This window comes from Caenispirillum salinarum AK4, assembly GCF_000315795.1.
Lineage (GTDB): Bacteria > Pseudomonadota > Alphaproteobacteria > Rhodospirillales > Rhodospirillaceae > Caenispirillum > Caenispirillum salinarum.
In genome coordinates, this window is the sequence record NZ_ANHY01000005.1 from 168,566 (window position 1) to 192,757 (window position 24,192).

19 protein-coding genes are annotated in these 24,192 nt (G+C 69.9%); 8 read left to right on the forward strand and 11 right to left on the reverse strand.

Annotation, left to right across the window (positions count from 1 at the left end; genetic code table 11):
• Positions 1-352: 352 nt before the first annotated feature.
• The 3 genes from C882_RS06010 to dctP all read right to left on the reverse strand — a co-directional run bounded on the left by C882_RS06010 (position 353) and on the right by dctP (position 3,342).
• On the reverse strand, positions 353-1,654 hold the full coding sequence (locus tag C882_RS06010; protein WP_009539679.1) for a TRAP transporter large permease: 1,302 nt from the start codon (positions 1,652-1,654) through the stop codon (positions 353-355).
• A 7-nt stretch (positions 1,655-1,661) separates the two neighbouring features.
• On the reverse strand, positions 1,662-2,261 hold the full coding sequence (locus C882_RS06015; protein ID WP_009539680.1) for a TRAP transporter small permease: 600 nt from the start codon (positions 2,259-2,261) through the stop codon (positions 1,662-1,664).
• A gap of 85 nt (positions 2,262-2,346) precedes the next feature.
• Positions 2,347-3,342 carry a TRAP transporter substrate-binding protein DctP gene (dctP, locus tag C882_RS06020; RefSeq protein ID WP_009539681.1) on the reverse strand — a complete coding sequence of 332 codons (996 nt, stop codon included), beginning with the start codon at positions 3,340-3,342 and terminating at the stop codon, positions 2,347-2,349.
• A gap of 216 nt (positions 3,343-3,558) precedes the next feature.
• Between dctP and C882_RS06025 the strand changes: the two genes are divergently transcribed.
• From C882_RS06025 to C882_RS06045, 5 genes are all read left to right on the forward strand, one after another.
• Entirely contained in the window at positions 3,559-7,218 is a 3,660-nt protein-coding gene (locus C882_RS06025; RefSeq protein ID WP_009539682.1) for a hydantoinase B/oxoprolinase family protein, read from the forward strand.
• Between the two features lie 4 nt (positions 7,219-7,222).
• Positions 7,223-7,876, forward strand: coding sequence for a VOC family protein (locus tag C882_RS06030; RefSeq protein ID WP_009539683.1), 654 nt, complete (start codon positions 7,223-7,225; stop codon positions 7,874-7,876).
• Between the two features lie 31 nt (positions 7,877-7,907).
• Entirely contained in the window at positions 7,908-8,474 is a 567-nt protein-coding gene (locus C882_RS06035; RefSeq protein ID WP_009539684.1) for a winged helix DNA-binding protein, read from the forward strand.
• A gap of 127 nt (positions 8,475-8,601) precedes the next feature.
• On the forward strand, positions 8,602-10,038 hold the full coding sequence (locus tag C882_RS06040) for a sensor domain-containing diguanylate cyclase (RefSeq protein WP_043643862.1): 1,437 nt from the start codon (positions 8,602-8,604) through the stop codon (positions 10,036-10,038).
• Between the two features lie 73 nt (positions 10,039-10,111).
• Complete coding sequence (locus tag C882_RS06045) at positions 10,112-13,420, forward strand: PAS domain S-box protein (RefSeq protein ID WP_009539686.1); 3,309 nt, start codon at positions 10,112-10,114, stop codon at positions 13,418-13,420.
• Positions 13,421-13,429: 9 nt separating this feature from the next.
• On the opposite strand, the gene C882_RS06050 is transcribed toward C882_RS06045, so the two are convergent.
• The 3 genes from C882_RS06050 to aceA all read right to left on the reverse strand — a co-directional run bounded on the left by C882_RS06050 (position 13,430) and on the right by aceA (position 15,771).
• The gene (locus C882_RS06050; RefSeq protein WP_009539687.1) at positions 13,430-14,014 is read right to left on the reverse strand and encodes a tetratricopeptide repeat protein; all 585 of its coding nucleotides are present in this window, start codon (positions 14,012-14,014) and stop codon (positions 13,430-13,432) included.
• A gap of 155 nt (positions 14,015-14,169) precedes the next feature.
• Positions 14,170-14,418, reverse strand: coding sequence for a DUF4170 domain-containing protein (locus C882_RS06055; protein WP_009539688.1), 249 nt, complete (start codon positions 14,416-14,418; stop codon positions 14,170-14,172).
• A 45-nt stretch (positions 14,419-14,463) separates the two neighbouring features.
• The gene (gene aceA, locus C882_RS06060) at positions 14,464-15,771 is read right to left on the reverse strand and encodes an isocitrate lyase (RefSeq protein WP_009539689.1); all 1,308 of its coding nucleotides are present in this window, start codon (positions 15,769-15,771) and stop codon (positions 14,464-14,466) included.
• Positions 15,772-15,961: 190 nt separating this feature from the next.
• On the opposite strand from aceA, the gene C882_RS06065 reads away from it, so the two are divergent.
• A complete protein-coding gene (locus C882_RS06065) occupies positions 15,962-17,428 on the forward strand; it encodes a helix-turn-helix domain-containing protein (protein ID WP_009539690.1) in 1,467 nt (488 codons plus the stop codon).
• A 3-nt stretch (positions 17,429-17,431) separates the two neighbouring features.
• Here C882_RS06065 and C882_RS06070 read toward each other — a convergent pair whose 3' ends face one another.
• Both C882_RS06070 and C882_RS06075 read right to left on the reverse strand, forming a co-directional pair.
• Positions 17,432-18,391: a tyrosine-type recombinase/integrase gene (locus C882_RS06070; RefSeq protein WP_009539691.1), complete on the reverse strand. Its 960-nt coding sequence runs from the start codon at positions 18,389-18,391 to the stop codon at positions 17,432-17,434.
• 127 nt (positions 18,392-18,518) lie between these two features.
• Positions 18,519-19,286, reverse strand: a complete 768-nt coding sequence (locus C882_RS06075) for an SHOCT domain-containing protein (protein WP_009539692.1) — start codon at positions 19,284-19,286, stop codon at positions 18,519-18,521.
• Between the two features lie 114 nt (positions 19,287-19,400).
• Here C882_RS06075 and C882_RS06080 point away from each other — a divergent pair, with 114 nt between their 5' ends.
• On the forward strand, positions 19,401-20,237 hold the full coding sequence (locus C882_RS06080; RefSeq protein ID WP_009539693.1) for an alpha/beta fold hydrolase: 837 nt from the start codon (positions 19,401-19,403) through the stop codon (positions 20,235-20,237).
• A gap of 68 nt (positions 20,238-20,305) precedes the next feature.
• The gene (locus C882_RS06085) at positions 20,306-21,127 is read left to right on the forward strand and encodes a crotonase/enoyl-CoA hydratase family protein (protein WP_009539694.1); all 822 of its coding nucleotides are present in this window, start codon (positions 20,306-20,308) and stop codon (positions 21,125-21,127) included.
• Positions 21,128-21,193: 66 nt separating this feature from the next.
• Here C882_RS06085 and bfr (C882_RS06090) read toward each other — a convergent pair whose 3' ends face one another.
• From bfr (C882_RS06090) to C882_RS06100, 3 genes are all read right to left on the reverse strand, one after another.
• A complete protein-coding gene (gene bfr / locus C882_RS06090; protein WP_009539695.1) occupies positions 21,194-21,673 on the reverse strand; it encodes a bacterioferritin in 480 nt (159 codons plus the stop codon).
• Positions 21,670-22,155, reverse strand: a complete 486-nt coding sequence (bfr, locus tag C882_RS06095) for a bacterioferritin (protein WP_043643866.1) — start codon at positions 22,153-22,155, stop codon at positions 21,670-21,672. Before bfr (C882_RS06095) ends, bfr (C882_RS06090) begins: the two co-directional genes overlap by 4 nt.
• 192 nt (positions 22,156-22,347) lie before the next feature.
• Complete coding sequence (locus C882_RS06100; RefSeq protein WP_236262506.1) at positions 22,348-24,048, reverse strand: Na/Pi cotransporter family protein; 1,701 nt, start codon at positions 24,046-24,048, stop codon at positions 22,348-22,350.
• Positions 24,049-24,192: the final 144 nt, after the last annotated feature.

Below are 24,192 nucleotides of genomic sequence, written 5' to 3' on the forward strand. Positions count from 1 at the left end.
GAATGCACAAACGCCGTCTGCCGCCCCCGCACAGCGAGCGCTGCGCGCTTGGGGCTCCCGCCCCAAACCCCGGCCGGGACGCGCAGCTTCCCGGACCCTTCAGTTTTCCGAGACCTGGAAGCCCGGTGGCGGACGCCGGAGGTGGCCCCCTGCTTTCGCAGGGATGACGTTGATTTTCTATTTTTTAAACAAGCATCTACATAACCGCCATTCCTGCGAAAGCAGGAATCCCCATCCGCTGCCGGACGATTCGCGACACGAACAGGAACCTGAAGGGTTCGGGAACCCGTGTTTCCCGAGCGGGGGGATCGGGGGGCGGCCGCCCCCCGTGCACGGCTCAGCCAGCACGCTCTCACCCCAGCATCGCCCCCGGCAGGTACGTCGCGATTTCCGGGATCAGCGTGATCAGCACCACCGCCACGCCCAGCATGAGGAAGAACGGCAGGGCCGCCTTGGCGACATACAGGATGTTCTTGCCGGTCAGGCCCTGCAGGACGAACAGGTTGAAACCGACGGGCGGGGTGATCTGGCTCATTTCCACCACCAGCACCAGGTAGATGCCGAACCAGATGCGGTCGATGCCCGCCTGCTCCACCATGGGCATGACCACGGCGGTCGTCAGCACCACCACGGAAATGCCGTCCAGGAAGCAGCCCAGCACGACGAAGAACACCGTCAGCGCGGCCAGCAACTCGTACTTGGACAGGCCCAGGCCGGCGATCCATCCCGCCAGGTCGCGCGGGATGCCGGTGAAGCCCATGGCCACGGTCAGGAAATGCGCGCCGGCCAGGATGAAGGCGATCATGCAGCTTGTGCGCGTCGCCCCCATGAGGCCGTCCTTGAAGCTTTCCCACGACAGCGAGCCCGAGGCCCAGGCGATCACCAGCGCCAGCGCCACGCCCACGGCGGCGGCGTCGGTGGGGGATGCGATGCCGGCGTAGATGGAGCCGATCACGCCGGCGATGAGCGCCACCACGGGCAGCAGCCCGGCGGTGCGGCGCATCTTCTCCATGAACGGCAGGCGGGGATCGTCGACCGGGGCCTTGCCGCGGTTGAACAGCGACCACACCATGATGAAGCCCATGAACAGGGCCACCAGCAGCACGCCCGGCAGGACACCGGCGACGAACAGCCGCGCGATGCTCTCCTCGGTGGCGACGCCGTAGACGATCAGGATGATCGACGGCGGAATGAGCAGCCCCAGGGTGCCCGACCCGGCCAGCGTGCCGATGGTCATCATGGGGTCGTAGCCGCGCTTCTGAAGCTCGGGGATGGACATCTTGCCGATGGTCGCCGCCGTCGCGGCCGACGATCCCGACACGGCCGCGAAAATGCCGCAGCCGATCACGTTGACGTGCAGCAGGCGTCCCGGCAGCCGCCCCATCCAGGGGGCGAGACCGGCGAACATGTCCTCCGACAGGCGGGAACGGAACAGGATTTCGCCCATCCAGATGAACAGCGGCAGCGCCGCCAGCGCCCACGAGTTGGCCGAACCCCAGCCGGTGGTCGCCAGCACCTGCCCCACCGGCGCGCCGGTGAACAGCGACAGGCTCAACCAGCCGACGCCAAGCAGCGACAGCGCCACCCAAACGCCCGAGCCCAGCAGGCCGAACAGCGCGACGACGAGGAACAGCGAGAGGAAAACGTCGGTCATGGCGGTGTCATCCCCTCGGCGGCTTGGACGCGTTCATTTCGTCGGTCGGCGCGTCTTCGAAAGAGTCGGCAAGGTCGGCGCTGGCGTGCTCGTACGAGGGCATGCCGCCGCGCAGGGTGCGGACCAGGTCGTCGACCATGGCGATGCACAGGATCACCAGGCCGAGCGCCATGCCGCTTTGCGGTATCCACAGCGGCACCGGCACCATGCCGGCGGACACGTCGCCGTACTCCAGGCTTTCCATCACCAGGTTGATGGCCCACCAGGCGAAGTAGCCGGCGGCGATGGCACCCAGACTCAGGCACCACAGCTCCACCACCCACCGCGCCCGCCGCCCGGCGCCCTGGATGAGCAGGCTGACGCGGATGTGCCCGCCGTGGCGCAGGGTGTAGGCCAGGGCGAGGAAACTGCTGGCGGCCAGGAAATAGCCCGTGAAGTCGGCGTAGGACGGCACCACGAGGCCGAGCGGCGTGCCGGTGATCCACTCCGCCACCTTGCCGATGGCGTTGGCGCCCACCTGCAGCAGCACGATGACGCAGATGAACACCAGGAACAGCGCCGCCAGCGCGCCGCTGCCGGCGTACAGGGTGTCGAGAGCCTTCCGCATGGGCCGGCGTCCTTGGAAACGTGGAACCGTCGTCTCGGGAAAACCCGGCCGCCGCGCCCGCGACGGCCGGGGTGCTCAACGGGCCTTACAGGCTGGAGCGGTAGGCTTCCAGCACCTTCTTGCCCGGCTCGCCGGCGCTGGCGGCCCATTCGTCGGCCATGGTGGCACCGATGTCGCCGAAGCCAGCCAGCAGGTCCTGGCTCGGGTCCTCGACCGTCATGCCGTTGTCGGACAGCATCTTGGTCTTTTCGGCGGTTTCCTTCTGGCTCATCTCCCAGCCGCGCTCCTCGGCGGCGGCGGCGGCCTGCATGAGGGCCTGCTGGGTGGACTCGTCCAGGCGGCGGAAGGCCTTTTCGCTGACCACAACGATGTTCTTCGGCAGCCAGGCCTTGGTGTCGTAGTAGTGGTTGACGTAGTCCCACGCCTTGGAGTTCGCCCCCGTCGACGGCGAGGTGATCATGGCGTCCACGCGGCCCGTGGCGAAGGCCTGCGGCAGGTCCGGCACCTCCACCTGGGTGGGCACCGCGCCGGCCAGAACGGCGATGCGCTCGGTCGCCGGGTTGTAGGCGCGGAACTTCATGCCGGTCAGGTCCGACATCTCGTCGATGGGCTCCTTGGTGTAGATGCCCTGCGGCGGCCACGGCACGCTGAACAGCGGCATCATGCCCTGTTCCTTCAGCAGGGCCTCGATCTCGGGCCTGCTGGCCTCCCACAGTTTCCTGGACTGCTCGTAGTCGGTGGCCAGGAACGGCACACTGTCGACGCCGTACAGCGGGCTGTCGTTGGACGCCGAGGACAGCAGGAACTCGCCGATGGGCACGATGCCCGAGCGCACGCTGGACTTGATCTCCGGGTGCTTGATGAGCGAGCCGGCCGGATGAACGTTGATGGTCAGGTCGCCGCCGGTGGCCTCGGCCACGTCATCGGCGAACTGCTGGATGTTCATGGTGTGGAAGTTGTTGTCCGGGTAGGGCGTCGGCATGTCCCAGCTGGCGGCCAGCGCCGGCGCAGCCCCCAGGGCGGCGGTCACGGCGACGGCCGCCGTCAGGGTCTTCGCCTTGGTGGTGAAAGCACTCCACATTTTTTCTGCCTCCCGTTCTGATGACGATACAGGGTCGAAACATTTCAGCCGCCATGGGCGATGCAGCGGCGATGCCCGTTCGCTTGTTGCGACCGCGCCGGGCTGCCGCTTCGACTCTTTCGTGCCGAGGCCATTCTGAGAAAACGTTGACAAAATGTCCACGTTTTCTGACGATCTTGTAGATATTTTGCCGCCAAAGAGCAGGAGCAACCGCCCATGTCCGCCGCGTCCGGCCCCTCTCCGTCCACCGCCGCACCCGCGCAGAAAGCCACGGGGTCCTGGCAGTTCTGGATCGATCGTGGCGGCACCTTCACCGACATCGTCGCCCGCGCGCCGGACGGCACGGTGATGACCCACAAGGTGCTGTCGGAGAACCCCGAGCAGTACAAGGACGCCGCCCTGAAGGGCATCCGCGACCTGCTGGGCGTGGGCAAGACCGACTCCATCCCCGCCGACGACGTGGAAGCGGTGAAGATGGGCACCACGGTGGCCACCAACGCGCTGCTGGAGCGCAAGGGCGACCGCACGCTTCTGGTCACCACCAAGGGCTTCGCCGATGCCCTGCGAATCGGCTACCAGGCCCGCCCCCGCCTGTTCGACCGCAACATCATCCTGCCCGACATGCTGTTCGAGCAGGTGGCCGAGATCGACGAGCGGGTGCGCGCTGACGGCACCGTGGAAACGCCGCTCGACCTGGAGCAGGCGGAGGCCTCCATGCAGGCCGCATACGACAGCGGCATCCGCGCCTGCGCCATCGTGTTCATGCACGGCTACCGCTACACCAGCCATGAAAAGCAGGTGGCCGACCTGGCGCGCCGCATCGGCTTCACGCAGGTCTCCGTCAGCCACGAGGCGAGCCCGCTGATGAAGCTGGTCGGGCGCGGCGACACGACCGTGGTGGACGCCTACCTGTCGCCCATCCTGCGCCGCTATGTGGATCAGGTGGCGGGTGATCTGGGCGACACGCGGCTGATGTTCATGCAGTCCAACGGCGGGCTGACCGACGCCCGCCTGTTCCAGGGCAAGGACGCGATCCTCTCGGGCCCCGCCGGCGGCGTGGTCGGCATGGTGCGCACCTGCGCCATGGGCGGGTTCGAGCGGATCATCGGATTCGACATGGGCGGCACGTCGACCGACGTCTCCCACTACGACGGCGCCTATGAGCGCAGCTTCGAGTCGGTGGTGGCCGGCGCCCGCATCCGCGCGCCGATGATGAGCATTCACACGGTCGCCGCCGGCGGCGGCTCGGTGCTGTTCTTCGACGGCAGCCGCTTCCGCGTCGGGCCGGACAGCGCGGGCGCGAACCCCGGCCCCGCGTGTTATCGCCGGGGCGGCCCGCTGGCGGTGACGGATTGCAACGTCATGCTGGGCAAGATCCAGCCCGCCTTCTTCCCCAAGGTCTTCGGCCCGAACGCCGACGAGCCGCTGGACGCCGCCGTGGTGCGCGAGAAGTTCACCGCCCTGGCCGCCGAGATCAAGGAGAAGCTCGGCCAGGACCGCACGCCCGAGGAGGTCGCGGAGGGCTTCCTGAAGATCGCGGTCGAGAACATGGCGAACGCCATCAAGAAAATCTCCGTCCAGCGCGGCTACGACGTCAGCGAGTACACGCTGGCCTGCTTCGGCGGCGCCGGCGGGCAGCACGCCTGTCTTGTGGCCGATACGCTCGGCATGAACTCGGTCTTCATCCACCCCTACGCCGGCGTCCTGTCGGCCTACGGCATGGGGCTGGCGGACCTGCGGGCCATGCGCGAGCGATCCCTGGAGGTGAAACTGTCCGACGCCGCCATGGCGGACATTGCCTCCGCCCACGACGAACTGGAGGCCGAGGCCCGCAAGGAGCTTCACGCCCAAGGCGTCAAGGACAGCCAGATTTCCGGCATCCGCCGCGTCCACCTGCGCTACGAGGGCACGGACACGCCCATCGTCGTGGAGGCCGCCGACAAGGCCGGCCTGATCGCGGCCTTCGAGGAGACCCACCGCCAGCAGTTCGGCTTCGTCATCCAGGGCCGCGGCTTCATCGTCGAGGCGTGCAGCGTGGAGGCCGTCGGCGCCACGGAGCAGGCCGAGGACCCGGTCATCGAGCGCCCCGCCGACGCCCCCGAGACGCCCGAACCGGCGGAGACGGTGCGCCTCTACTCCGGCGGCGAGTGGCATGACGCGCCCGTCTACGACCGCGAGCGCCTGTTCCCTGGCGACACGGTGAAGGGCCCGGCCATCGTCATCGAATCCACCGCCACCACGGTCCTGGAACCCGGCTGGGCGGCGGAGCTGAACACGCGCAACCACCTGGTCCTGACCCGCGTGGAGTCCCGGCCGGCGCGCGTCTCCATCGGCACCACCGCCGACCCGGTGATGCTGGAGATTTTCAACAACCTGTTCATGTCCATCGCCGAGCAGATGGGCGCCACGCTCGCCAACACCGCGTACAGCGTGAACATCAAGGAGCGGCTGGACTTCTCCTGCGCCATCTTCGACGCTGGCGGCAATCTGGTCGCCAACGCGCCCCACATGCCCGTCCACCTGGGCTCCATGGGCGAGAGCGTGCGCACGGTCATCCGCGAGAACGGGGCCGAGTTGAAGCCCGGCGACGTCTACGTGCTGAACGCGCCCTACAACGGCGGCACCCACCTGCCCGACGTCACCGTCATCACCCCGGTGTTCGACGAGGCGGGTGCGGAAATCCTGTTCTACGTCGCCAGCCGAGGCCATCAGGCCGACATCGGCGGCATCACGCCGGGCTCCATGCCGCCGGACTCCACCACCGTGGACGAGGAAGGCGTGCTGCTCGACAACCTGAAACTGGTGGAGGACGGACGCTTCCTGGAAGACGAGATCGTCAAGGTTCTCTCGTCGGGCAAATATCCCGCCCGCAACCCGCACCAGAACGTTGCCGACCTGCGCGCCCAGGTGGCCGCCAACGAGAAGGGCGTGCGCGAGTTGCGCAAGATGGTGGAGCACTTCGGGCTGGACGTAGTGAAGGCCTACATGGGCCACGTCCAGGACAACGCCGAGGAAAGCGTGCGCCGCGTCATCGGCAACCTCAAAAGCGGCGATTTCTCCTACGAGATGGACGACGGCTCGGTCATCAAGGTCGGCATCTCCGTCGACACGGAAAAGCGTTGCGCCACGGTGGACTTCACGGGCACGAGCGACCAGCGCCCCAACAACTTCAACGCCCCTTCGGCCGTGTGCCGGGCCGCCGTGCTGTACGTCTTCCGCACGCTTGTCGACGACGACATCCCCATGAACGAGGGGTGCCTGAAGCCCATCGAGCTGATCATCCCCGAAGGCTCCATGCTCAACCCCGTCTACCCGGCCGCCGTGGTCGCGGGCAACGTGGAGACCAGCCAGGTGGTGGTCGACACCCTCTACGGCGCGCTGCGGGTCATGGGCGCCAGCCAGGGCACCATGAACAACCTGACCTTCGGCAATGAGACCTACCAGTACTATGAAACCATCTGCGGCGGCGCCGGTGCCGGACCCGACTACGACGGCTGCTCGGCGGTGCACACCCACATGACCAACAGCCGCCTGACCGACCCGGAGGTGCTGGAGTGGCGCTTTCCCGTCCTGCTGGAAAGCTTCGCCATCCGCCGGGGCTCGGGCGGTGCGGGCAAGCATAAGGGCGGCGACGGCACCGTGCGCCGGCTGCGCTTCCTGGAGGGCATGACGGCCGCGATCCTGTCAAACCACCGCCGCATCGCCCCCTACGGCATGGAGGGCGGCGATCCCGGCGCCGTCGGCCGCACGACCGTGGAGCGCCGCGACGGCACGACGGAGGAACTGGGCTCCACCGACCAGACGCAGATGCACCCCGGCGACGTCATCGTGGTGGAAACGCCCGGCGGCGGCGGCTTCGGTTCGTCGAAGGGCTGAGGTCATGACGCTGCGCCTGGACCACATCGCCATCGGCGCCGCCTCTCTGGACGACGGCGTGGCCTGGCTGGAGGACCGCCTGGGCGTGCCGCTGTCCGGCGGCGGCGCCCATCCCCGCATGGGCACCCACAACCGGCTGCTCAAGCTGGGCCAGCGCCTGTACCTGGAGGTCATCGCCATCGACCCGGACGCCCCGGCGCCCGACCGCCCCCGCTGGTTCGGCCTGGATGATCCGGCGGTGCAAGCGCGTCTGGCGGAGCGTCCGCGCCTGCTGGCCTGGATCGCGCGCACCAACGACATCGGCGCCACCCTCGCCCAGGGGCCGGAAGGCCTGGGCGAAGTCCAGCCCATGAGCCGGGGCGACCTGGAGTGGCGCATCACTGTGCGGCCGGATGGCGCACCGCCGGCGGGCGGGGCGCTGCCGCTGCTGATCCAGTGGCCGCAAGACCGTCACCCGGCCGACGGCCTGCCGGAAAGCGGCTGCCGGCTGGAACGCCTGACGCTCCGCCACACCGCGCCCGAGCGCATCCGCGACGGCCTCATGCGGCTGGAGTTCGTCGCCGGCCCCGCCGCCGTGGTCGCCACGCCCGACGAGGCGCCGGGGCTGGCCGCGGACATCCGCACGCCGCGCGGCCGCACCGTCGTCATCGACAGCTGACCACAGCCGCCAGACAGCAAGGGGAGAGACCATGAGCAACCAGCACAAGGACGACGCCGCGACGGCCGGTCCCGACGACCCGACCGCCCCGCCCAAGCCGCGCCGCATCGTCTCGTCGGAGCATCTGGTCAGCGAGCGGGCGGCGGAACTGTCGGAGTTCGAGTTCGGCCTGATCGTCAGCTTCCATGCCTTTTCCCGCTGGATGGTCCGCTGCATGCAGGCCGTGGGGCTGGAGGACGTGAACGCGCTGGACGTTCTGGTGCTGCACACCTGCAATCATAAAAAGCGGGAAAAGCGCCTGGCCGACATCTGCTTCACCCTGAACGTGGAAGACACCCATACCGTCAGCTATTCCTTGAAAAAGCTGGAGAAGTTGGAGCTGGTGGAGCGCACCAAGCGCGGCAAGGAGGTGTGGTTCACCACCACGGGCCGCGGCGCCTGGGTGTGCAGCGGCTACCGCCACGTGCGCGAGGACTGCCTGGTGACCACCTTCGAAAGCATGGGTCTGGACCCCAAGGACATCGGCGACCTCGCCGGCAAGCTCCGCGCCCTGTCCGGCCTCTACGGCCAGGCGGCACGGGCGGCGACGGTGTTGTAGAGCCCTTCGTCTCAGACCCTCGTCGCATCGGGGCTATCCCCTTCCGCCCGTTGCCGATCCCTTCGGTCCCGGGTAGCATGAAGGTTGAAGTCACGGGTGCAGCACGGCATTTGGGGGGCCGCTCGCCATGGACAGCGTGAACAGCGCCGGGCCGGCCCGCGGGCCGCAGCGCCGGCGCCCATGGGTGGCCGCCGTTCTGGCCATGGCGCTGACGGCGCTTGCGCTTCTGGGCGTGGAGCGGCTGGTCGCGGCCTCCACCGAGGCCGCGGAGCACGCCGCCGTGCTGGATCGCACGGCAACGCTGCGCGCGCGGCTGGAGCAGGTCGTCAACCGCAACGTCCTGCTGCTGCGCGGCCTGACGGCGCACATGTCCCACTATCCCGAAACCAGCGAGGCCGAATTCACCCGCCTCGCCCGCGCCCTGATCACCGACGGCCCCCAGATTCGCAACCTGGCCTTCGCGCGCGGCACCACGCTGACCTACGCCTATCCCAAGGGGCCCAATGCCGCCACCATCGGCGTCGACGTCGCCGCGCTGCCGGAACAGCGAGACGCGGTGCTGCGCGCCATCAACGCCCGCGACGTGGTGGTCGCCGGCCCCGTCCCCCTCATCCAGGGCGGCGAAGGGCTGATCGGACGCATGCCCGTGTTCCTGTCCCCGTCGGACGGCCCGCCGGCCAGCGGGCCCTTCGTCGGGCTGGTGACCATGGCCATGGATTCCCGCGGGCTGTGGCGCGATGCCGGCCTGCTCGACCCCGAGCTGCCGCTGCGCGTCGCCCTGCGCGGCCGGGATGCCACGGGTGCGGCGGGCGACCTGTTCTTCGGCGACGCGGCGGTCTTCCGCAGCGATCCGGTACTGCTGGACGTCTCGCTGGCCGGTCAGGGCACGTGGCAGCTGGCCGCCGTGCCCGCAGCCGGGTGGTCGGGCGGAGGCGCCGTGCTGTGGATCGTCCGCGCCCTTGCCTTCGCCCTGGTGGTGACGGCGGGGGTGCTGGCCCGGCTGCTGACGGCCCGGGCCGAGGAACGCCGCCGGGTGGAGACCGCCCTGCGCCGCACCGCCACGGTCGACCTGGAAACCGGCGTCGACAACCGCCGCCGCTTCGAGGACGCGGGCGCCGCCGAGATGGCCCGCTGCCGGCGCTTCGGCCATCAGCTCACGGTGCTTGCGATCCGCCTGAGCGATGCCGACGCCCTGGACGCCCGCCACGGCGCCGGCGCCGCCGCCGCCGTGCGCCGGGCCGTGGCGGCCCAGGCGCGGGAATCGCTGCGCATGATCGACACCGTGGCGCGCGTGTCCCCCGACGTCTTCGCCGTGCTGCTGCCGGAAACCGAGCCCCTGGACGCCGCCGTGGCGGGGCGCCGGCTGATCCATCACATCGACCTGACGGGGGTGCCATGGCGCGACCAGACGGTGGTGCCGCGCATCGACATCGCGGTCACCCGCCTGCGCCGCGAGGACGGCGGCATCGTCGATACGCTGGAGCGCGCCCTGGCCAGGCTTCCCGGCGGACTGGCGGAAGAAGCCCCGCCCGGCCGCGCCGCACCGCCGGCGGCGGTCGCCTAGTGGTGGAAGTGCCGCGCGTGGTATCATCGTCCTCCGATCGTAGCGCTGCCCGTCTTTCGAGGACCCTGCCATCATGACCCGCCTTCCCGACGCCCTGACGGCGGCTGCCACGGCCCTGCTGGCCGCCGGCGGCGCCGCGTTGGCCATGGCGCCGCTGGACTGGACGCCGCAGGCGACGGGCGCGGGTGCGCTGGCCGGGGCCGGCGGCGGGCTCCTGGCCGTCGCGGCGATCGCCACGGCCCGCCTCGCCCGGCGGCAGCGGCGGCTGCTGGACGGCCAGCCCGATGCGGTGATGGCTATCGATGCCGATGGCCGCCTCACGGCCGCCAATGCCACCGCCGAGGCCCTGTTCGGCCGCAGCCTGCCCCCCGGAACCCCGCTCGCCCACCTGCTGCCCGAGGCTGCCGACGGCACTCCGGCGGCGGGCCTTGGCACCGCGCGCAACGGCGTGCGCGAGGTGCGGGGGCTCACGGCGGACGGGCGGACGCTCGTCCTGGAACTGATGGCCGCGGCGGACGGCGGGGGCGGCGCGGTCCTGTCTCTGCGCGACGGCAGCGCCCGCCGCGCCGCCGACGACGCCCTGCGCCGCCAGTCCCGCGAGATGGAGCGCAACACCCGGCTGCTGCGCGAGATCGAGCATCTGGCCCACATCGGCTGCTACGATTTCTATCCCGCCACCGACGAGGCCCAGTGGTCGCGCGAGCTGGAGCGCATCTTCGGCCTGGACCCGGCGGAGCCCGGCGTGACGCGCGGGCTGGACACCTTCCTGTCGCGGGTCCATCCCGACGACCTGCCCGACGTCCTGTCCGATGCCCAGGACCAGAGCTGGAAGGAGCGCGAGCGCGTCTTCCGCATCATCCGCGACGACGGCTCGGTCCGGCACGTGTTCTCCAAGGGCTACCGCGAGTTCGGGCCCGACGGACGGGTCACCCGCCTGTTCGGCATCGACCAGGACATCACCGACTACATCCGCGCCGAGGCCGCCGTCCGCGACAGCGAGGAAACCCTGCGCCGCATCTTCGACGCCGCGCCGGTGCCCATGACGGTGGTTTCCGAGGACGGCCGGCCGCTGGCCGCCAACCGTCGGGCGCTGGCCCTGTTCGGCGTGGCTGAGGAAGAACTGCCGCGGGTGGAGGCGCGGGATTTCTATGTCGATCCCGAAGACCGCCACCGTCTGCTGGACACCCTGCGCCGCGATGGCCGCGTGCCCGGAATGGACGTGGAGCTGCGCACCCGCGACGGCCGGCGGCTGTGGGTGGAGTTGTCGGCGGCCATGGTGTCGTACCAGGGCCGCCCGGCGGTGCTGTCGGGCTTCATCGACATCGACGACCGCAAGCGCGCCGCCGATGCGCTCAAGGCCGGAATGGACGGCCTGCGCCGGCTGGTGGAGGCGGTGCCGCTGCCCATGATGGTCGGGCGCCTGTCGGACGGTCGCATCCTGCACATCAATCCCGAGGCCGCCGCCCTGCTGGACGTGTCGCCGGAGCAGGCGGTCGGTTTGGGATCGGTGGGCTTCTTCCACGACCCCGAGGACTTCGACCGGGCCATCGGCATCCTGCGCCGCCACCGCCGCCTGGACAACCACGAGGTCCGGATACGCAACGCCGCCGACGGGTCTGCGCGGTGGGCGGTGGTCGCCGGCGTCGCGGTGGAGTACGAGGGCGAGGATGCCGCCATGTGCACCGCCACCGACATCACCAGCCGCCACCGCGCGCAGGAGATGCTCGCCAGCGCCAAGGCCCAGGCCGAGGCCGTGGCGCGCGCCAAGTCGGACTTCCTGGCGGTGATGAGCCACGAGATTCGCACGCCCATGAACGGCATCCTGGGCATGGTGCAGCTGCTGGGCGGCACGCGCCTGTCCAAGACGCAGGCCGGCTATGTCGACACGATCCAGCGGTCGGGCGACAGCCTGGTACGGCTGGTGGACGACGTGATGGACCTGAGCCGCATCGAATCGGGCTCGGTCACCGTCGCCGCCGAAGCCTTCGATCCCCGCGCGCTGCTGGACGGCGTGGCCGAACTGATGCGGCCGTCGGCCATCGCCAAGGGGGTGACGCTGGACGTGGCCATGTCCGAGGGCCTGCCGGAGCGGCTGGTCGGCGATGCCGCGCGCATCAAGCAGGTGCTGTTCCACCTGTTGTCCAACGCGGTGAAGGTCACCGGGCGCGGCGGCATCCGGCTGCGGTTGCGGCCGGTCGGCGCGGCCCCGGAAGGCGGCCTGCGGGTGCAGTTCGCCGTCGACGACAGCGGCCCGGGCATCCCCGCGGCAACTAGGGAAAAGCTGTTCGAGCAGTTCGCCGTCGGCGACGCCTCGCGCTCCCGCGCCCACGGCGGGGCCGGCCTCGGCCTTGCCATTTGCAAGGGCCTGGTGGAGGCCATGGGCGGGCGCATCGGTTTCGAAACCACGCCCGGCGAAGGCTCCACCTTCTGGTTCAACCTCGACCTGACCGACGCCGAGGACGCCGCCGCCTCGCGCGCGCCGGAACGCCCGGGCGCCGCCCCGGCCTGGCGTCCGGCCGATGCGGACGGCACGGCCCTGCGGGTGCTGCTGGTGGAGGACGAGAAGGTCAACCGGATGCTGGCGGCCGAGCTTCTGCGCCGCGACGGCCATAAGGTCAAGGCGGTGGACAGCGGCCTGGACGGCGTCGCGGCGGCGGCGGAGGGATCGCACGACGTGGTGCTGATGGACCTGCACATGCCGGGCATCGACGGCACCGAGGCCATCCGCCGCATCCGCGCCCTGCCCGAGCCGGAGCGCGCCGGCGTGCCCATCGTCGTACTGTCGGCCGACGTCACCGACGCCAGCCAGCGCGCCGCCCGCGAGGCGGGGGCCGATGCCGTCCTCGGCAAGCCCTTCAAGCTGGACCTGCTCAAGCGCGTCATCACCGACCTTTTGCGCGAGCGGGCCGCCGCCGCCGGCGCCGCCCTGCCGCCGGTGGGCGCGGCCGACGTCGAACCCGACGCCGCGGCGCCGGCGTCCGCCTCCTCCGGCGGCGCCCCCGTCCCCGGCCCCGATCCGACGCTCGTGCCGCCGGGCTCGCTGGTGGTGCGGCAGTGGAACGAACTGGGGCCGACGGCCGTCCGCGGGCTGGTGGAGCTGTTCCGCGACACCACCCCGCCCCGGCTGGACGCGCTGGAGGCGGCGCTGGATGCCGGCGACACCGATGCCGCCGCCGAGGAGGCCCATGCACTGAAGGGCGCGGCGGGCGTTCTGGGGCTGACGCCGGTGCACGCCCTGTTCAGCGAAATGGAGGCCGATGCCCAATGCGGCGATGCCGATGCCGTGCGCCAGACACTGCCGCGGGTGCGCGACCTGCACGCCCGGACCATCGCCGCGCTCTCGGTGGTCACGGCGCCCGAGGACGCCGATGCCTCGGGCTGAGCCGGCCCCTCAGTCCCCGCCCTTCTCGGCAATCTTCAGCATGGCGCGGGCCTCGACATGGCCCTGGTCGGCGGCGGCGCGCAGGTGGCAGGCTGCGGCGCGGCGCTGGTCGGGCGGGGTGGTGTCGAGCCCCTGCCCCCGGTTGGTGAGCAGCAGGACGCCCAGGTTGAAGTGCGCGTCGGCGTCGCCCGCCCCGGCGGCCTTGCGGAACCAGCGCTCCGCCGCCTCCAGGTCGCGCGGCAGGCCGGACGCCCCGCCTTCGTGCGCCACGCCCAGCGACACCATGGCCCGGGGATCCCCCGCCTCCGCCGCCTTGCGCGTCCACTCCAGCGCGGCGGCGCGGTCGGCGGGGGCGCCCTGGCCCTGCTCGAACAGGTTGGCGAGATTGACCATGGCCGTGGTATTGCCCTTGGCCGCCAGGTCCTCCCACAGGGCGCGGGCTGTGTCGTAGTCGCCCATCTTGTAGGCGGCATAGGCCTCAAGCCCCGCCACCGCCTGACGGCTGACGGTATCTTCGGCACCGAAATCGTCCGCCAGGACGGGCGCGGCGGCCGTCATCAAGACGATCAGGGACACGGCAAGGCGACGGCGCATGGCGCAGGCTCCGGCGGGATCAGGCCCTTCACGCTACGCCCGCCGCGCCCCGCCCGTCCATGACACCTTCGGCGCAGGCGGACACGCCGGCGCCCGCCCCGAAGTCTCCTTTGGGACGGGCGCCGACCGATGCGGACCGCAAGAGAACAGGCGGCTTATGAGCGCATGGACGACCCCGGCACCGGCGCACTGGCGGCGGCGGCCATCATGGCGCCTTCGGTGGCGATCGAATAGCGCAGGCAGGCGTCGCCGCGGTTCTCCTCGCTCAGGTCGCGCCAGTCCTTCAGCGCCTGCTGGTAGTCGGCGTAGGGGCCGGCGATGGTCTGGGTGCCGTCCTTGATGCGGGTGAAGGCGGTGTCGGTGTACTCACCGCCGATGACCCAGTAGCGCGTCGACTGTCCCATGACGAATTCTCCCTTGTTTTCGTGGTCAGGTCTTGGATGCGCGCTTCAGAACTGCGCGGTTTCGGTGCTCTCGGCCATGGCGGCCGTGGAGCTTTGGCCGCCGCCGACCGCGTTGGACACGGCGTCGAAGTAGCCGGTGCCCACCTCGCGCTGGTGGCGGGTGCTGGTGTAGCCGAACTGCTCGGAGGCGAACTCGGCCTGCTGGAGGCGGGAATAGGCCGCCATGCCCTCGGCCCGGTAGCCGCGGGCGAGTTCGAAGCTGGCGTGGTTCAGGCAGTGGAAGCCCGCCAGCGTGACGAACTGGAACTTGTAGCCCATGGCCCCCAGCTCGCGCTGGAAGCGGGCGATGTCGCTTTCGCTCAGGTTCTTCGCCCAGTTGAAGGACGGCGAGCAGTTGTAGGCCAGCATCTGGTCGGGATAGACCTCCCTGATGGCCTCCGCGAAGCGCCTGGCCTCGTCCAGGTTGGGTTTGCTGGTTTCCCACCACAGCAGGTCGGCATAGGGCGCGAATTCCATCTGCCGGGCGATGCAGTAGTCGACGCCCATGCCGTCCTTGATGCGGTGGAAGCCTTCCGGCGTGCGGCCGGCGTCGAAGTCGATGAACGGATGGTCGCGCTCGTCGATGTCGCTGGTGATCAGCCGGGCGCTCTCGGCGTCCGTGCGGGCGACCAGGATGGTGGACACGTCGCAGACGTCGGCGGCCAGCCGCGCGGCGTTCAGGGTGCGCAGGAACTGCCCGATGGGCACCAGCACCTTGCCGCCCAGGTGGCCGCACTTCTTTTCCGATGCCAGTTGGTCTTCGAAGTGCACGCCGGCCGCGCCCGCCTCGATGAAGGACTTCATGATCTCGAAGGCGTTGAGCGGACCGCCGAAGCCGGCCTCCGCGTCCGCCACGATGGGCGCCATCCAGTGCGTGCGGCCCGAGTGGCCCTCCATGTGCTCGATCTGGTCGGCGCGCAGGAGCGCATTGTTGATGCGCCTGACCAGGGCGGGGGCGGAGTTGGCGGGGTAGAGGCTCTGGTCGGGGTAGGTCTGACCGGCCAGGTTGGCGTCGGCGGCCACCTGCCAGCCGGACAGGTAGATGGCTTCCAGCCCGCCCTTGACCATCTGCACCGCCTGATTGCCCGACAGGGCACCCAGCGCCGGCACGTAGTCGCGGTCGTGCAGCAGTTCCCACAGGCGGCGGGCGCCCATCTCGGCCAGGGTGTGGCGGATGCGGACGCTGCCGCGCAGGCGCTCCACCTCCTCTTGCGAATAGGCGCGGGTGACGTTCTCGAAGCGCTTGGCGTGGATGTCGCGGTCAGCCTCGCGACCGTCGCCGGGGCCGGAGCGGGCGGTGTCGAGCGGAGCCATGGGCGGTCCTCCTTTCCATCTGTAAATTGTGCGTTGCGATGTCCGTCATGATTTTGACTTGATAACGCCGCAGCGCAACACGACTTGGAAAGTAAAGGGGTTGGCGTGTAAAGACCTCGACAAGCCGCCCCAGTAAATTTGTAAAGCCTGTAAAATCGTGGCAGCGCACAACCGCGGGAGACGGCCGGTCATGGACAAGAAGACGATGCTGGGCCCCAAGGTCCGCCGCCTGCGCCAGGACCACGGCCTGACCCAGGCCCAGATGGCCGAGCGCATGGGCATTTCCGCCAGCTACCTGAACCTGATCGAGCACAACCAGCGCCCGGTCACCGTTCCCGTCCTCTTGCGGCTGGGCAAGGCGTTCGACGTCGACCTGCAGGACTTCGCCCGCGACGAGGAAAGCCAGCTCGCCGACGCCCTGACGGAGGTCTTCGCCGACCCGCTGTTCGACGACGGCGACCTGCGCAAGCGCGACATCCGCGACCTGGCCGGACAGTCGCCCGAACTGGCCCGCGCGGTGCTGACCCTTTACGGCGCGTGGCGGCGCACGTCGGAGGACTTCCAGGCCGTCGCCGAGCGCGTCGCCGACGAGGAGAAGATCGACGGCACCCACGCCGCTCCGCAGCCGCTGGAGACGGTGCGCGACTTCTTCAGCACCGCCGGCAATCACTTTCCTGACCTGGAGGCCGCCGCCGACCACCTGTGGGAGGAAGCCGACCTCAAGCGCGGCGAAATGGGGCGGGGCCTGAGCCTGCACCTGGAGGCGGCGCTGGGGGTGCGGGTGCGCGTGCTGCCGGCCGACACCATGGGCGCGGCCATCCGCCGCTACGACCACCACGGCCGGCAACTGCTGCTGTCGGAGCTGCTCTCGCCCGCCAAGCGGCGGTTCCAGGTGGCCTGCCAGATCGCCTACCTGCAATACGGCGACCTGCTCGACCGCCTGCTCGACGGCGGCGGACCGGGCCAGCCCGAGGCGCGGTGGGCGGCGCGGCTGGGCCTGGCGAACTATTTCGCCGCCGCCGTGCTGATGCCCTATGCGCCCTTCCTGACCGCCGCCCGCCGCCTGCGCTATGACATCGAACTGTTGCAGCACCGCTTCGAGGCCAGCTTCGAACAGGTCTGCCACCGCCTGACCACGCTGCAACGGCCGGGCGACAAGGGGGTGCCGTTCTTCCTGATCCGGGTGGACAAGGCGGGCAACGTGTCCAAGCGCTTTTCCGCCGCCGCCTTCCCCTTCGCCCGCTTCGGCGGCGCCTGCCCGCGCTACATCGTCTACGACGCCTTCCGCGTGCCGGGCGTCATCAAGACCCAGATTTCCGAGATGCCCGACGGCAGCCGGTTCTTCTCGCTGGCGCGCACGGTGCAGCAGGCGGCGGGCGGCTTTCATGCCTCGCGCCAGCAGTTCAGCGTGGCGCTGGGCTGCGCGCTGGAGGACGCCCGCGAACTGGTTTACGCCGATGGCCTGGACCTGGGGGCCGGGGCGGCGCAGGTGGCCATGCCCATCGGCGTCAACTGCCGCCTGTGCGAACGCGCCGACTGCAGCCAGCGCGCCCATCCGCCGCTGCGCCACCGCCTGCTGCTGGACGAGCACACCCGCGGCTTCAGCCCGTTCGCCTTCGCCGGAAAGCCGGAAGGGACGGGCCGTGCGGCGGGGTAATCCCTACTCCGCCGCCGGCGTCTCCCCGGCGGGCGTCCGCGCCCCGCCCCTTGCCGTAAGCCGGCGCAGGTGCCCGGCCTCGGCCACCACCCGCTGCAGGCTGACGTCGCTGACCTGGGTGTAGATCTGGGTGGTGGCGATGCTCTGGTGGCCGAGCAGCTTCTGCACGAACCGGATGTCGACGCCGGCTTCCAGCAGTTGCGTCGCCGCGGTGTGGCGCAGCATGTGGGGTGTCACCCGTCGCCCGATCCCCGCCGCCAGGGCCGCCGCCCGCAGCCGCTGCCGGATGCCCTGGGGGCTCAGGCCGTGCCCGCGGTCGTCCACCAGAAGCACGTCGGTCACCACGCCGCGCCGGTCGCGGAAGGCCATGTAGCGCTCCAGAAGCTTGCGCACGCCGGCGTCGGTGACGAACACGCGGCGTTCGCGGCTGCCCTTGCCGTGAATGCGGATGACCCCATCGGCCAGGCGGATGTCGGGCAGCCGCACCGCCGCCAGTTCCCCCACCCGCACGCCCGTGGACAGCATGAGCAGGATGGCCAGCCGCACGGTCATCCGCCCGAAGTCCGCTCGCCCCAGCAGGCGACAGCGCGGGCTGTCGAGCAACTGGCGCACCTCCGCCCGCGACAGGTCGCGCGGCAGCCGGCGCGGCAGGCGCACGGTCACCGGCGCCCGGTGGAAGGGAGAGACATCGACCACCTCGTCCGTCTCCAGCCAGCGGAACAGCGCCTTCAGGCAGGCCAGCCGGCGCTTGACCGTCGCCGCCCGCAGGCCCCGCGCCGATCCCAGGTGAGCGACGTACTCGCGGATGGTCGTGCGCGTCCACCACGCCGCCGCCGCATCCGGCCCGCAGAAGGCGCGGGCCTCCGCCAGATCCTGCTGATAGGCGCGCAGCGTGTGGTCCGAAAGGCCCTTGACGGCGCGGCAGTAGGCGAGGAAGGCGCGGCAGGCGTCTTCGAAGGTCATTGGCGGCCCCACCCGGTGGACGGAAACGGTATCCGACCACCCCTTACAATGGAGAGGCGCAAATTAAAACATACTTGAAGTTTATACTGCTGAAGGCTGCCCGTCGTACCTGCCGCCGGAACACCCGCTACAGGCGCTTGAGCAGGTCCGCCTTCTTGGCCTGGAACTCCTGTTCGCTGAGGATGCCCTTGGCCTTGAGGTCCGCCAGGCGCTCGATCTTGCCGAAGATGTCGTCGTCGCCGGACGCCGGGGCGGCCTCGGCCTCCCGCTTCGGCTCGGGCGCGGCGCCGGCGGCCGGCGCGCCGGCTTCGCCACCACCGCCGCCGCCGGAAACCACCGGCAGGGCCTCCAGCCGCACCGTGCCGTGCTGGCTGGTGAAGGTGGCCGAGCCGCCGCCGCCCTGCTGCTGCTGGCCGAAGCCGGTGATGACGTGATCGCCCGTGTCGTAGACCGTCACCCGCCCGTTGCGCTCCACCGCAAGGCGCTGTCGTGCCGGGAACAGGGCGTAGCGCAGGTCGTTCTGCGAGCCGGCGGAGGACGGCTGGCCCAGGTCCTGCGGCCACCAGCCTCCGCCGCCGCCCCCGCCGGTGGCGACGCTCCAGGCGGGCGGCTCCACCAGCGTCGCGGTGCGCAGGCGCGCCGACAGGTCCTGGCACAGGGCGTCGACGCGGGCCTTGAGCGCGTTGTTGAACATGTCCCCGATCATCACCATGCCGCCCTGGGCCCACTGCACCATGCCGCCCAGTTCGGGGTGGTTGAACTGGGCCAGCGTGCCCTGCCCGGCCGCCAGCGCCCGCAACGCGGCGGCCGCCGCATCCTGGCTGACGCCGTGGCGGTTGGCGGCCTCGGCCACCGCGCGGCGGCCTTCCGGCGTGAGGTCCGGCATCTCCTGCATGGTGCGCCTCCCTGGCTGGACTGGCTGGCGGAACGGACGACCCGCCGACGTCATCAAGAACGCCGAGCGGCGGCCCTTCGTTGAAGGCGGGGGAGTCACCTGGAGGCCGATGCCATGCAGACCAAGACCATCGCCGTCGACGGCATTCCCATGCGCTGGCTGGAGGACGGCGCCGGCGACGGCCTGCCGGTGGTGATGATCCACGGCATTCCCACCAGCCCGGCCCTGTGGCGCGAGGTCATGCCGCGCGTCACCGGAGGCCGCTGCCTGGCCTGGGAGATGGTGGGCTACGGCGGGTCCATGGACGCCGGGCGCGACCGCGACATCTCCGTCGCCGCTCAGGCCGGCTATCTGCTGGACTGGATGGATGAACTGGCGCTCGGGCGGGCGATCCTCTGCGGCCACGACCTGGGCGGCGGCGTGGCGCAGATCGCCGCCGTGCGCCGCCCCGAGGCCTGCGCCGGGCTGCTGCTGACCAACGCCATCTGCTACGACAGTTGGCCCATTCCCTCGGTCAAGAGCATGCGCGCCATGGGCGGGGCGCTGGAGCATGTGCCCGACGGCATGCTCAAGCCCATGCTGGCCATGTTCTACAAGCGCGGCCACGACGATGACGAGGCCGCCCGGGCGGCGCTGCAGGCGCACTGGCCGCACTATCAGGCGCAGGACGGCGCGGCGGCCTTTGTGCGTCAGATGAAGGCCCTGAATGTCGAAGACACCAAGGCCGTCGCCGACCGCCTGCCGACGCTGAAGGTGCCGGCCCGGGTGGTGTGGGGCGACGACGACCAGTTCCAGAAGCTGGCCTACGGCGAGCGCCTGGCGCGCGACCTGGGCGCACCCCTGCGTCACATCCCCGGCGGCAAGCACTTCACGCCCGAGGACCACCCCGACGTGCTGGCCGAGGAACTGAACGCCCTGATCGCCGAGGTGCATCGCACCGAGGAACCGTGACCGCTTGGCCCGCGCAGGCGCGGCGGCCTATGCTGGTGACCGCCTTTCGTCAACCGAGGAGACCTTGCGTGAGCACGCCCGAAACGCCCGAGACCGACCCCGTCCTCTATGCCCAGGACGGCGCCGTCGTCACCCTGACGCTGAACCAGCCGGAAACGCGCAACGCCATCACCGACGTGGCGCTGGTGGATGCCTTCGTCGCCGCCTGCGACCGCATCCACGTGGACGAGAGCGTGCGCTGCGTCATCATCACGGGTGCCGGCAAGGCCTTCAGTTCGGGCGGCAACGTCAAGCACATGCGCGACAAGCAGGGCACTTTCGGGGGCTCGGCGGCCCGCATCCGCGAGAACTACCGCCGGGGCATCCAGCGCATTCCCCGCGCGCTGTACGACCTGGACGTGCCCACCATCGCCGCCGTCAACGGCGCGGCCTACGGCGCCGGGTGCGACCTGACGCTGATGTGCGACATCCGCATCGCCGCCGAGGAAGCGGTGTTCGCCGAGAACTTCGTGAAGGTGGGCATCATCCCGGGTGACGGCGGGGCATGGCTGCTGCCGCGCGCCGTCGGGGCCTCGCGCGCCGCCGAGATGGCCTTCACCGGCGATCCGGTGGATGCGCAGACGGCACTTGCGTGGGGCCTGGTGTCGCGCGTGGTGCCGGCGCAGCAGCTTCTGCCGGCCGCGCGGGACCTGGCCGAGCGCATCGCCGCCAACCCGCCGCACGCCCTGCGCATGACCAAGCGCCTGATGCGCGAGGGCCAGCACACGCGCCTGGACACGCTGCTGGAGATGTCGGCGGCCTTCCAGGGCACCGCCCACCACACCGCCGACCACGACGAGGCCGTGGCGGCCATCCTGGAAAAGCGCACGCCCAGCTTCCGGGGGGAATGAGAAAACGGGCCGCGGGAGACATGCTCCCGCGGCCCGCTTCGACGGTCATCTGCCCAAATGGCGGGATCAGTCGTCGATCTCGCCCATGGCCGACTGCAGGTAGTTCTGGATGCCCACCTTGTCGATCAGGCCGATGTTGGTTTCCAGGTAGTCGATGAATTCTTCGGCATCGTCCAGGAAATCCACCAGCATGGCGCGGCTGACGAAGTCCTGCTCCTTCTCGCACTTGGCGATGGCCTCGACCAGCACCTCGCGATAGCCGTACTCGGCCTTCAGGTCGTTCTTCAGGACTTCCGGCACGTCCTCGCCGATATACAGCTTGCCCAGGTCCTGCAGGTTGGGCAGGCCCTCCAGGAACAGGATGCGCTGGATCGCCTTGTCGGCGTGCTTCATGGCCTTGATGGAGGCCTTGTAGGTGCGCTCGTCCAGTTCGTGGTAGCCCCAGTTCCGGTGCATGCGGGCATGCAGGAAGTACTGGTTGATGTTGGTGAGCTGCACCTTGAGGACGGCGTTCAGCTCCTTGTTGATGCCCTTGTCGCCCTTCATTCCGAAACACTCCCGTCCATCTGGCTTTGCAGGTAGTTCTGGATGCCCATGGCGTCGATCAGGCGAAGCTGCTGCTCCAGCCAGTAGACGTGGTCTTCCTCGGTATCGTCGAGCAGGCTCAGCAGCGTGTCGCGGGTGACGTAGTCCCGCTTTTCTTCCGCCAGGGCCATGACGCGGCGCAGTTCCGAGACGACCTTCATCTCCATGTCCAGGTCGGCCTTGAACATGGCCGGCACGTCGGCCGCCAGCGTCGGCGTCTGACGGGTGCCCAGGTCCGGCGTGCCGCCGAGGAACAGGATGCGGCGGATCAGCTTCTGCGCGTGCTCCAGTTCTTCTTCCTGCTCGTGCTTGATGCGCTCGTACAGGCGGAAGAAGCCCATGTCCTCATAGACGTGGGCGTGAACGAAATACTGGTCCGCGGCAAGCATCTCGTAGGCCAAAAGGCCGTTCAGTTCGGCAATAATCGTGGGGTCGCCCCGCATCGGTGCGCTCCTCTTTTGAATCTTTCAAAGAAGGTCCCAACGCTACCAGCGGATGCGCCCACAGGCAAGTGCGGAAAAGAAAAAATCTCCACCTAAAGATGAAAAGGGAAGTGAAATTCATTCTCAACACAGTATTATGTGAATAAACAGTCGAAGGCAATCAGCCACAAGGCGCACCGCCGCGGCTGCTCCTCAGCGCAGCGGTCGCGCCGATCCGCCGGTCAGGCCGTAGGTGCCCGGCACGTCATCCGTTCGCCGCCCCCGGCCGTGCGCCGCCGCCGCCCCCATCCCCTGCGGCGCCAGCACCGGATAGGCGGTCGCGGTGATGTGAGAGTTGATGCGGCGCAGGTCCCGCAGCAGGTCGAGGTGGATCGCGCTGGTCTCGATGGTCTCCGCATAGCCCATCTGCAGGCGCTCGAGATGGGCGTGCGTCGCCCGCACTTCCTCGTCGCGGAAGGCCCGCTTGTCGTCGAGCAACTGCTCGGCCAGGTCCTGGTCGTTCGACGCGAAAATGTTCAGCGCCAGTTGCAGGTTTTCGGTCAGGTGGCCGTGCAGCAGCGCGATCTCGCGCTCGCCCGCCTCCGAGAAGGCCAGATGCCGCTTCGCCTTGCGGCTGGCCAGGTCCATCAGGTTGTTGTCGATGATGTCGCCGATGTGCTCCAGGTTCGTCACGAAGCTGAACACGGCCATGCAGCGCTGGCTCTGCGCGCCGGTCAGCGGTTGGCGGCTGATTTCGGTCAGATAGAACTTGATGGCCTCGTTCAGGGAATCGACATCGTCGTCCATGCGCTGGATCGCCTTGATCCGGGCTGTGTCGCCGCTTCTCAGCGCCTCGATGCTGCCGTCGAGCATGGCGAAGACGATGTCGCCCATGCGCAGGGCCTCCCGGGTTGCGCTGTTCAACGCCTGCGAGGCGCTCCGCCCCCGGTCGTCGCGCAGGTACAGGGGCTGGCCGTGCGCCAGGGGGTCCTCCACCACAGCCGGCGGGGCCAGGCGCTCGGCCAGCCGGGCGGCGGCGCCGGTCAGCGGCAGGAAGACCACCGCCAGGCAAAGGTTGAACAGCGTGTGGGCGTGCACGATCTGGCGTCCCGGCTCGGCCTCCAGCGATGCCATCCAGGGCACCAGCACGCCCAGGAACGGCAGCACCGCCAGCACGCCGACCATGCGGAAGACCAGGTTGCCCAGGGGGACGCGCCGCGCCTCGCGCGGGTCACCCAGCGTGGCGATGAGGGCCGGCAGCGGGCCGCCCAGGTTCACGCCCAGCAGCAACAGGAAGCCGACCTCCATGGGCATGTCGCCGGCGCGGGCCAGCGTGACCAGCAACAGCACCATGGCAAGGCTGGAATGGCTGACAAGCGTCAGCAGCGCGCCCAGCAGAAGGGCCAGCAACGGCTCGTCCCCCAGCGCCAGGATCACCTGCTGCATGACCGGCGACTGCCGGATGGGCGCCGCGCCCGCCCCGATCAGCTGGAGCGCCACCAGCATGAGCCCGAGGCCCAGCAGGATGCGCCCCGAATTGCGCCCCGCCTTGCTGGACTGGGCCTTGAACACGATCAGGCCGGCCAGGGCCAGCAGCGGCCCGAGCACCCCCAGGTCGAGGCTGAGAACCTGCGCCACCAGCGTGGTCCCGACGTCCGCGCCCAGCGCCGCCGCCAGACCGGCCGCCACGGTCATCATGCCGCGCGAGGCAAAGCCCGACACCAGCAGCACGACCGCCGTGCTGGATTGCAGCAGAAGGGTGAAGCCGAGGCCGGAAAGCAGGGCGGAGACGCGGTTCCCGGTCGCCCTGCCGAGGACCGTCCGCAACTCTCCGCCGAGGGCCCTCGTCGCGCCGGTGCTGACCATGCGCAAGCCCCAGAGCAGGAGCGCCACGCCACCCAGAACGGTGATCAAGCCTTCGGTGCCAGAGCCCACCGGGTCGAATGCTCCATGTCCAGAATTGACGGCGACGACGGCAACCGGCGGGACCGGCCCGCCGCCGCAGGCGCCAGGGTTTGACGACTATCGCATTCTTCTGGAACGCTTGAACGCCTCCAA

What these genes read in the sequence shown, in the direction of transcription:
- C882_RS06010 (WP_009539679.1), bottom strand. Translation starts at nt 1,654, where the DNA reads ATGACCGACGTTTTCCTCTCGCTGTTCCTCGTCGTCGCGCTGTTCGGC.
- C882_RS06015 (WP_009539680.1), bottom strand. Translation starts at nt 2,261, where the DNA reads ATGCGGAAGGCTCTCGACACCCTGTACGCCGGCAGCGGCGCGCTGGCG.
- dctP (WP_009539681.1), bottom strand. Translation starts at nt 3,342, where the DNA reads ATGTGGAGTGCTTTCACCACCAAGGCGAAGACCCTGACGGCGGCCGTC.
- C882_RS06025 (WP_009539682.1), top strand. Translation starts at nt 3,559, where the DNA reads ATGTCCGCCGCGTCCGGCCCCTCTCCGTCCACCGCCGCACCCGCGCAG.
- C882_RS06030 (WP_009539683.1), top strand. Translation starts at nt 7,223, where the DNA reads ATGACGCTGCGCCTGGACCACATCGCCATCGGCGCCGCCTCTCTGGAC.
- C882_RS06035 (WP_009539684.1), top strand. Translation starts at nt 7,908, where the DNA reads ATGAGCAACCAGCACAAGGACGACGCCGCGACGGCCGGTCCCGACGAC.
- C882_RS06040 (WP_043643862.1), top strand. Translation starts at nt 8,602, where the DNA reads ATGGACAGCGTGAACAGCGCCGGGCCGGCCCGCGGGCCGCAGCGCCGG.
- C882_RS06045 (WP_009539686.1), top strand. Translation starts at nt 10,112, where the DNA reads ATGACCCGCCTTCCCGACGCCCTGACGGCGGCTGCCACGGCCCTGCTG.
- C882_RS06050 (WP_009539687.1), bottom strand. Translation starts at nt 14,014, where the DNA reads ATGCGCCGTCGCCTTGCCGTGTCCCTGATCGTCTTGATGACGGCCGCC.
- C882_RS06055 (WP_009539688.1), bottom strand. Translation starts at nt 14,418, where the DNA reads ATGGGACAGTCGACGCGCTACTGGGTCATCGGCGGTGAGTACACCGAC.
- aceA (WP_009539689.1), bottom strand. Translation starts at nt 15,771, where the DNA reads ATGGCTCCGCTCGACACCGCCCGCTCCGGCCCCGGCGACGGTCGCGAG.
- C882_RS06065 (WP_009539690.1), top strand. Translation starts at nt 15,962, where the DNA reads ATGGACAAGAAGACGATGCTGGGCCCCAAGGTCCGCCGCCTGCGCCAG.
- C882_RS06070 (WP_009539691.1), bottom strand. Translation starts at nt 18,391, where the DNA reads ATGACCTTCGAAGACGCCTGCCGCGCCTTCCTCGCCTACTGCCGCGCC.
- C882_RS06075 (WP_009539692.1), bottom strand. Translation starts at nt 19,286, where the DNA reads ATGCAGGAGATGCCGGACCTCACGCCGGAAGGCCGCCGCGCGGTGGCC.
- C882_RS06080 (WP_009539693.1), top strand. Translation starts at nt 19,401, where the DNA reads ATGCAGACCAAGACCATCGCCGTCGACGGCATTCCCATGCGCTGGCTG.
- bfr (WP_009539695.1), bottom strand. Translation starts at nt 21,673, where the DNA reads ATGAAGGGCGACAAGGGCATCAACAAGGAGCTGAACGCCGTCCTCAAG.
- bfr (WP_043643866.1), bottom strand. Translation starts at nt 22,155, where the DNA reads ATGCGGGGCGACCCCACGATTATTGCCGAACTGAACGGCCTTTTGGCC.